The sequence below is a fragment of the Spongiactinospora rosea genome (assembly GCF_003315795.1).
GTDB lineage: Bacteria > Actinomycetota > Actinomycetes > Streptosporangiales > Streptosporangiaceae > Spongiactinospora > Spongiactinospora rosea.
The window spans coordinates 1-6,880 of record NZ_QMEY01000058.1 but is presented as its reverse complement, the minus strand read 5'-3'; the positions used below and the strand labels follow the sequence as shown (position 1 = coordinate 6,880).

The following is a 6,880-nucleotide window of genomic DNA, read 5'->3' as shown; positions in this document are numbered from 1 at the left end:
CCGCTGGTTCGCCGCCTCGACCCAGTACGAGCCGCTCAACGCCCTGGCCATCGGCCTGCTCGTGCTGGCGCTGGGCAAGGTCACCCACGGCAACCTGTTCCTGGCCGCGTTCGCGGCCGGTATCACCGTGGCCACCTTCGGCGAGCGGCAGCGCGCATCGTTCGAGCACTTCGGCGAGCTGATCGCGGAGGTGTTCAAGCTGGCCGCGCTGCTGGTGTTCGGGGCGCTCATCACCCCGGCGCTGCTGGGATCGGTCGGCTGGCAGGGCTGGGTGTTCGCGGTACTGGCACTCGTCCTGGCCCGCCCGCTCGCGATCTGGATCTCCTTCCTCGGATCGGGGCTGACGATCCGCGAGCAGGCGGCGGTGGCGTGGTTCGGCCCGAAAGGGTTCGCCTCGGTGGTCTACGGCCTGCTCGTGCTCAGCTCCGCGATCACGGCCGCCCAGCAGGTCTTCCAGTTGGTGGCGGTCACCATCGTGCTGTCCATCTTGCTGCACTCCTCCACGGACATCGTGGTGGCCCGCGGGTTCGATGACGAGCGCGACGTACCGGCCTGGTTCGGCGGCATCCGCCGCCTCCGCCGACGCACCGAGCCGGAACGCGAAGCCTGAGTCATGACCGGTGTTCCCGGTCCCAGCGGTCGAGCAGCTTGGGAAACTCGCGGCCCATGAAGGCGTACATGTCGCGCATCCGTTCCAGCCTGGCCCGGCTCGTCGAATCGGCGCCGACGACGGCCAGGCCCTGCTCGACGAGCTGGGCGAACGCGGCGAACTCCGCCATCTTCGCCCGGAACGCGCGGCCGAAGACGTCGTCGGTCAGCCGATAGTGGTCGCGGCGGCCGCGCGGCGGGCGGAAGCGTTCGACGAGCCCGGACCGTTCGAGCTGCCCCAGGGCGACGCTCATGCTGCTCTTGGCCACGCCCAGCCGCTCGCACAGGTCCGGGGCGTCGGCGGAATCGCCCGGATCGACCAGGAGCAGGCCGATGACCCGGCCTGCCGTACGGCTGAGCCCCAGGCGCTCGAAGTACAGTCCGGCGCTCTCCACGAACTCCTCGGCGGTTGGCATATTCCGATTCTAGTTTGTTCGGATCGTTCCGAACAAACTAGAATCACGCCATGCTCACCATCGCCATCACCGGCGCCAACTCCGGGATCGGCCTGCGCGCCGCCCGCACCCTCGCCGCCGCGGGCCACCACGTGCTCGCCCTGTGCCGTGACCCCGGCCGAGGCCGCGCCGCGCTGGCCGACATCAACGCCCAGGCCGTACACCCCGCCGACCTCGTCCAGGCCGACCTGTCGATCCCCGGCTCCATCCACGCCGCCGCCGATCACATCGCGCAGGCCGCCGGCCACCTCGACGTGCTCATCAACAACTCCGCCGTCTTCGACCAGACACTCCGGCAGCCCGTTTTCACACCCGAAGGCCACGAGCTGTTCTGGGCCACCAACCACCTCGGCCCCTTCCTGCTCACCGCGCGCCTCAGCCCGCTGCTCGCCGCCGCCCCGAGCCCCCGCGTGATCAACATCGCCAGCAAGGGGCTGCTCTCCATGCCGCGCATCCGGATCCGCTTCGACGGGCTCGACGACCCGAGCTGGTTCAGCCCGACCCGGGCCTACTACCACGCCAAACTCGCCCAGATCATGACCACCCTCACCCTGGCCGACAGGGCCAAGGGCCACCTCGGGGCGACCTGCGTGCGCGTGCCCGCCGTACGCCTGGACGCGGACCGGGTGGCGGCCATGCCCTGGCTGCTGCGCACCCTGTACGCCCCAAAGAACCGGATGGCCGTCCCCGCCGAACACCTCGGCCGGACCTACGCCCACCTGGCCACGGCGCCGGACGGCCCGCCCACGCCGTACGTGGACGAAGACCTCCGCCCGGTCCGCGCCCCGGCCTTCGCCTACGACGCCGCCGCCCGCGAGCGGTTGTGGGAGGTGTCCCAGGCCGCCACGGGCGATCCCGCCTGGGCCTGGTGACCGGCGAATACTGACTGGCGGCGGTAGACGGCGGTGAGATGGCGCAGCATCTCGGCGGCGCCTGGCCGTTGCCACCTAGTTCTTGAACAGATAGGCTAATCTGGTCAAAAACTTATGAAGGAGGCCGATGGCAAGGGTCGGGAGGCCGCCACAAGATCCGGTACAGCGTGCGCACCGGATCCTCGATGCCACCGCGGAGCTGGTCCTGCGGTGGGGCTATGACAAGACGACCATCGACGACGTGGCCAAAGCGGCCGGCGTCGCCAAGGGCACGATCTACCTGCACTGGAAGACCCGCGACGACCTGTTCGCCGCGCTGTTGCGCCGCGAGCGGGTCCACGTGGCCGAAGAGCTGCGGGCGAGCGGGCCTGCGACGATCGGCGAGCTGTTCGGCGGGTTCGTCGGCACGGCGCTGCGCCGGCCGCTGATGCGGGCCGTCCTGGTCGGCGACCCCGAGCTGCTGGGCAAGTTCGCGCGAATGAAACGGCACAGCACGACCGGCCTGGAGCTGGGGCCCGCGTTCGACACCTACATCGGGCGGCTCGTCGAATACGGCGCGGTACGCGAGGACGCCCGGGAACACACGATCGCGATCGCCGCCATCGTGTACGGGTTCGTGTTCCTGCCGGACCTGCTTCCGCAGGCGGCGGGCCCGTCCGGCGAGCGGATCGCCGAGCTGGTGGCCGACACCGTCGAGCGTGCCCTCGGCTCGGGCCGGGAATTGCCGGACGACGACGCGCGCGCCGTCGCTCAGGCGACCACGGACCTTCTCGACGCCATGGCCGAGAACGCTCGCGGCAAGCTGGCGGCCTCGCTGGGCTCAGCGAAGGGGGCGTCGTGAACCCGGTGCTGCCTTTCGACGATGTCACGGCCGACCTGGCGAGCGTGGGCGGCAAGGGCGCGTCCCTGGCCAAGCTGGCCAGGGCCGGGCTGCCGGTGCCCGGCGGATTCCACATCACCACCGGCGCCTACCGCGCCTTCGTGGCACCCTTCCGAGGCGAGATCGACCCGGAAGATCCCGAAGGCGTCGCGGCGCTGTTCGCCCGCCATGAGATCCCGGCCCCGATCGCCGGGGAGATAGAGCGGGCGTACGCCGAGCTGGGAGCGGACGTACCGGTGGCGGTGCGCTCGTCGGCCACCGCGGAGGACCTGCCACAGATGTCGTTCGCCGGCCAGCAGGACACCTACCTCGGCATCCGCGGTGACGCGCTGCTGGAAGCGGTCAAAAGCTGCTGGGCCTCGCTGTGGAACCCGCGCGCGATCGCCTACCGCGACCACAACCACGTCCCGCACGAGGACGTGGCGCTGGCCGTGGTGGTGCAGCGGCTGGTGGACGCGGACGCGTCCGGGATCATGTTCACCGCCGACCCCGTCACGGGCGACCGCGGCACGACAGTGATCAACGCGTCCTGGGGGCTGGGTGAGGCGATCGTCGGCGGCCAGGTCACCCCCGACACGATCACGGTCTCGGGCGGCGCGGTGACCAAGGCCACGACCGCCGACAAGACGCTCATGACGGTGCGCACCCCGACCGGCACCGAGGAGCGCCCGGTCCCCGATGAAATGCGCCGCGCGCCGGTCCTCACGCCGGGCGAGGCGGTGGAGCTGGCCGCGCTCGGCGCGCACGTCCAGGAGCTGTACGGCGTCCCGATGGACGTGGAATGGGCCATGCGAAAGGGCGCGTTCGCCGTCCTCCAGGCCCGTCCGATCACCGGCCTCCTGCCGCCGGTGGAAGAGTGGAACGACAGCCGCAAAGGCGACCACCTGTGGACGGCGGGCAACTTCGGGGAGGCCATCCCGGATGTCATGACCCCCATCACCTGGTCTTTCGTCCGCCTGTTCATCCACGAGGCCATGTCCGGCTCGGCCACGCCCGGCTTCGACATGGCGGGCAACATCGGCGGCCGGTTCTACATGAACCTCACCCCGATGTACTCGCTGATCAAGGCCCTGCGGTTGAAGAGCCTGTCCGGCCCGCTGGAGGACGTCTTCGGCAAGATCCCGCCCGGCCTCGACGTGCCGAGGCTGAAGCTGCTGCGCTGGGAGTTCTTCAGGCAGGGCGTTCCCGCGGCGATCCGTGTCCGGCTCCGGGTGCGGCGACACCTGAAAGGCATGCGCGCCTTCCTGGCCACCGCGCGCGGCCGGTGCGAGGAGCTGCGGGCCACGGTCGCCGCCTGCGGCTCGGCAGCCGAACTGACCGACCTGTACGAACGCCAGATCCAGCCGTACGCTGTCACCTCCTGGCGCATGCTGGAGGCCGGGGGCCGCCAGGGCGGCACCGCGCTGCTGCTCACCCGCTCCAAACTGCGCAAGATGATGGGCGACCTCGACGCCGAGGCCATGCTCACCGGCGTCAACGCGGCCGGTGACCTGGCCAGCATGGGCCTCGTCGTGGGGCTGTCCCGGCTGGCGCGCGGCGAGATCGACCGCGAGGAGTTCGCCCGGACGTACGGGCACCGCGGCCCGCACGAGTTCGAGGTGTCGATCCCGCGCCCCGGCGAGGACCCCGGCTGGATCGACGCCCAGCTCGCCGCGCTGCGCGACCTGCGTACCGGCACCGAGACGCTGCTCGCCCGGCAGAAGCAGGCCAGGGAGGCCGCCTGGGCGCGCTTCGCCGCGCGCTACCCGGGCAAGGTGGCCGGGATGCGGGAGCGGGTGCGACGCTGGGGCGAGGTCGTACGCGACCGTGAGTCCACGCGGTCGGAGGCCGTGCGCGCGTTCTGGGCGCTGCGCGCGTTCGTCGTACGCGCGGGTGAGCTGACCGGTCACGGCGATGACCTGTTCTACCTCTACCTGGAGGAGCTGCCGGCCGTGCTGCGCGGGGACACGGCGGCGCTGGAACGGGTTCCGGTACGACGGGCCACCTACGAGCGGTACGCCGCGCTGCCGCCGTACCCGGCGCTGATCATCGGCCACTTCGACCCCGTGCGCTGGGCCGCCGACCCCGACCGGCGGGCCGACCTGTACGACGCCCGCGGCCACACCGTCCCGGTCAGCGACACCGTGACCGGCTTCCCCGGCGCACCCGGCGTGGTGGAGGGCATCGCCCGGGTGCTGGCAGGCCCGGAGGAAGGCGACCGGCTCAAACCGGGCGAGATCCTGGTCACGACGCTGACGAACGTCGGCTGGACTCCGATGTTCCCGCGGGCCGCCGCCGTCGTGACCGACCTGGGCGCGCCGCTGTCGCACGCCTCGATCGTGGCCCGCGAGCTGGGCATCCCGGCCGTGGTCGGCACCGGCAACGCCACCATGCGACTCCACGACGGCGACCGGATCCGGGTGGACGGCGAGCACGGCACGGTCGAACTACTGACATGAGATTCCGCCCCGATGGGCCACGTCTTGGAAGGTGACATGATGCAAAGTTCCGTCGAACTCCCCTGGAAAGCCCGCGTCACCCGGCCCACCCCGTTCGACCCGCCGCAGATCTTCGCCGAGCTGAGGGACGAGCGCCCGCTCCGCCCCATGACCTTCGCCGACGGCCATGCGGGCTGGCTGGCCACCGGGTACGACGTGGTCAAGGCCATCCTGGCCGACAACCGCTTCAGCGTCCGGCGTGAACTGGCCCACCCGCCGGTCACCATGCCCAACGCCGCGGCGCAGCGCATGTTCTACGCGCCCGCTCCACCGGGCACCTTCGTCCGCCAAGACCCGCCGGACCACACCCGCTACCGCACCCTGCTGGCCGGCCGGTTCACCCTGCGCCGCATGCGCAGGCTCGAAGCGCGGATCACCGAGGTGGCCGGCGAGTGCCTGCACGCCATGGAGGCGGCGGGGCCGCCCGCCGACCTCGTCCAGGCTCTGGCCCGCCCCATCCCCTCCCTGCTCATCTGTGACCTGCTCGGCATCCCCGACCAGGATCTGACGACGTTCCGGCAGGCCGGCGACACCGTGCTGGACCCCGCCTCCTCCCCCGAACAGATCCAGCAGGGTTACGCCGACATGCTCGGCATCTTCCCGCCGCTGATCGCCGGCAAGCGCGCGCACCCCACCGGTGACCTCTACAGCGACCTCATCAACGGCAGCGACCTGACCGACCAGGAGCTGATCTCCATCGGCCTGCTGCTGTTCGCCGCCGGAAACGAGACCACCAGCACCATGATCGCCTGGGGTGCCTTCACCCTGCTGGAACACCCCGGCCGGCTCCAGGAGCTGCGCCGCGATCCGAGCCTGATCGACAACACCGTCGAGGAGCTGCTGCGGTACCTCACGGGGCCGGGCGGGATGCTGCGCACGGCGCTGGAGGACGTCGAGATCGGCGGTGAGCTGATCCGCGAGGGGCAGACCGTCGAGTTGCTGGTCGGTGCTGCCAACCACGACCCGGCCCGCTTCCAACGGCCCGGCGCCTTCGACATCACCCGCTCCCCCCACGGCCATCTGACCTTCGGCCACGGCATCCACCAGTGCCTGGGGCAGCAGCTGGCCCGGGTGCAACTGCGCATCACGCTGCCCGCGCTCTTCGACCGCTTCCCCGGCCTGCGCCTGGCGGTACCGGCCGCGGAGGTACCGATCAGGAGCGACTCGAACTTCTACGGCGTCAAGCGCCTGCCAGTGACATGGTGAACGGAACCGTCGTCCCTGGCCGCTTGATCAAGCGTCGTTGTCCCTCTCGGTACAGGATGCCCGAAGCAGAGGTGGGATTGAGAACAGCCCATTCTCCCGCTAGCCCCGTTTTCCGCACGTGAGGCTTTTTGAAGATCGCCGGGTTGCCGTGGTGATCGTCGTCGCGATATCACCTGGCTGGTGAGACAGCGTGCGCAGTGGGGCCAGGCCAGTGTCGAGAAGATGCTCGGAGCGTTACCGGTCATCGCCGGGTTCTGCTCGCGGTTACGGATCCGGGAGCTGGTGGATGCGGCCTGCCCGGTGCGGGACACGGCGGAGTTGACGCATGGACAGGTGATCGAG

7 protein-coding genes are annotated in these 6,880 nt (G+C 70.7%); 6 read left to right on the top strand and 1 reads right to left on the bottom strand.

The annotated features are described in order from the left end of the window. Positions 1 to 610 (top strand): cation:proton antiporter domain-containing protein (locus DP939_RS44935; RefSeq protein WP_199565852.1); only part of this gene is annotated, 610 nt, incomplete at its 5' end. 1 nt (position 611) lies between these two features. Here DP939_RS44935 and DP939_RS44930 read toward each other — a convergent pair. Then, positions 612 to 1,064 (bottom strand): GbsR/MarR family transcriptional regulator, encoded by a 453-nt coding sequence (locus DP939_RS44930; protein WP_113986941.1) that lies wholly within the window; start codon positions 1,062 to 1,064, stop codon positions 612 to 614. A gap of 50 nt (positions 1,065 to 1,114) precedes the next feature. On the opposite strand from DP939_RS44930, the gene DP939_RS44925 reads away from it, so the two are divergent. From DP939_RS44925 to DP939_RS44905, 5 genes are all read left to right on the top strand, one after another. Next, positions 1,115 to 1,975 (top strand): SDR family NAD(P)-dependent oxidoreductase, encoded by an 861-nt coding sequence (locus DP939_RS44925; protein ID WP_113986940.1) that lies wholly within the window; start codon positions 1,115 to 1,117, stop codon positions 1,973 to 1,975. A 127-nt stretch (positions 1,976 to 2,102) separates the two neighbouring features. Next, positions 2,103 to 2,816: a TetR/AcrR family transcriptional regulator gene (locus tag DP939_RS44920; protein ID WP_113986939.1), complete on the top strand. Its 714-nt coding sequence runs from the start codon at positions 2,103 to 2,105 to the stop codon at positions 2,814 to 2,816. Continuing rightward, entirely contained in the window at positions 2,813 to 5,293 is a 2,481-nt protein-coding gene (locus tag DP939_RS44915; RefSeq protein ID WP_113986938.1) for a PEP/pyruvate-binding domain-containing protein, read from the top strand. Before DP939_RS44920 ends, DP939_RS44915 begins: the two co-directional genes overlap by 4 nt. 36 nt (positions 5,294 to 5,329) lie before the next feature. Then, positions 5,330 to 6,538, top strand: a complete 1,209-nt coding sequence (locus DP939_RS44910) for a cytochrome P450 (protein ID WP_225878956.1) — start codon at positions 5,330 to 5,332, stop codon at positions 6,536 to 6,538. 222 nt (positions 6,539 to 6,760) lie between these two features. Then, the coding region (locus DP939_RS44905; protein ID WP_225878923.1) for a DUF4277 domain-containing protein at positions 6,761 to 6,880 on the top strand (120 nt) is incomplete at its 3' end.

What these genes read in the sequence shown, in the direction of transcription:
- DP939_RS44920 (WP_113986939.1), top strand. Translation starts at nt 2,103, where the DNA reads ATGGCAAGGGTCGGGAGGCCGCCACAAGATCCGGTACAGCGTGCGCAC.
- DP939_RS44925 (WP_113986940.1), top strand. Translation starts at nt 1,115, where the DNA reads ATGCTCACCATCGCCATCACCGGCGCCAACTCCGGGATCGGCCTGCGC.
- DP939_RS44910 (WP_225878956.1), top strand. Translation starts at nt 5,330, where the DNA reads ATGATGCAAAGTTCCGTCGAACTCCCCTGGAAAGCCCGCGTCACCCGG.
- DP939_RS44930 (WP_113986941.1), bottom strand. Translation starts at nt 1,064, where the DNA reads ATGCCAACCGCCGAGGAGTTCGTGGAGAGCGCCGGACTGTACTTCGAG.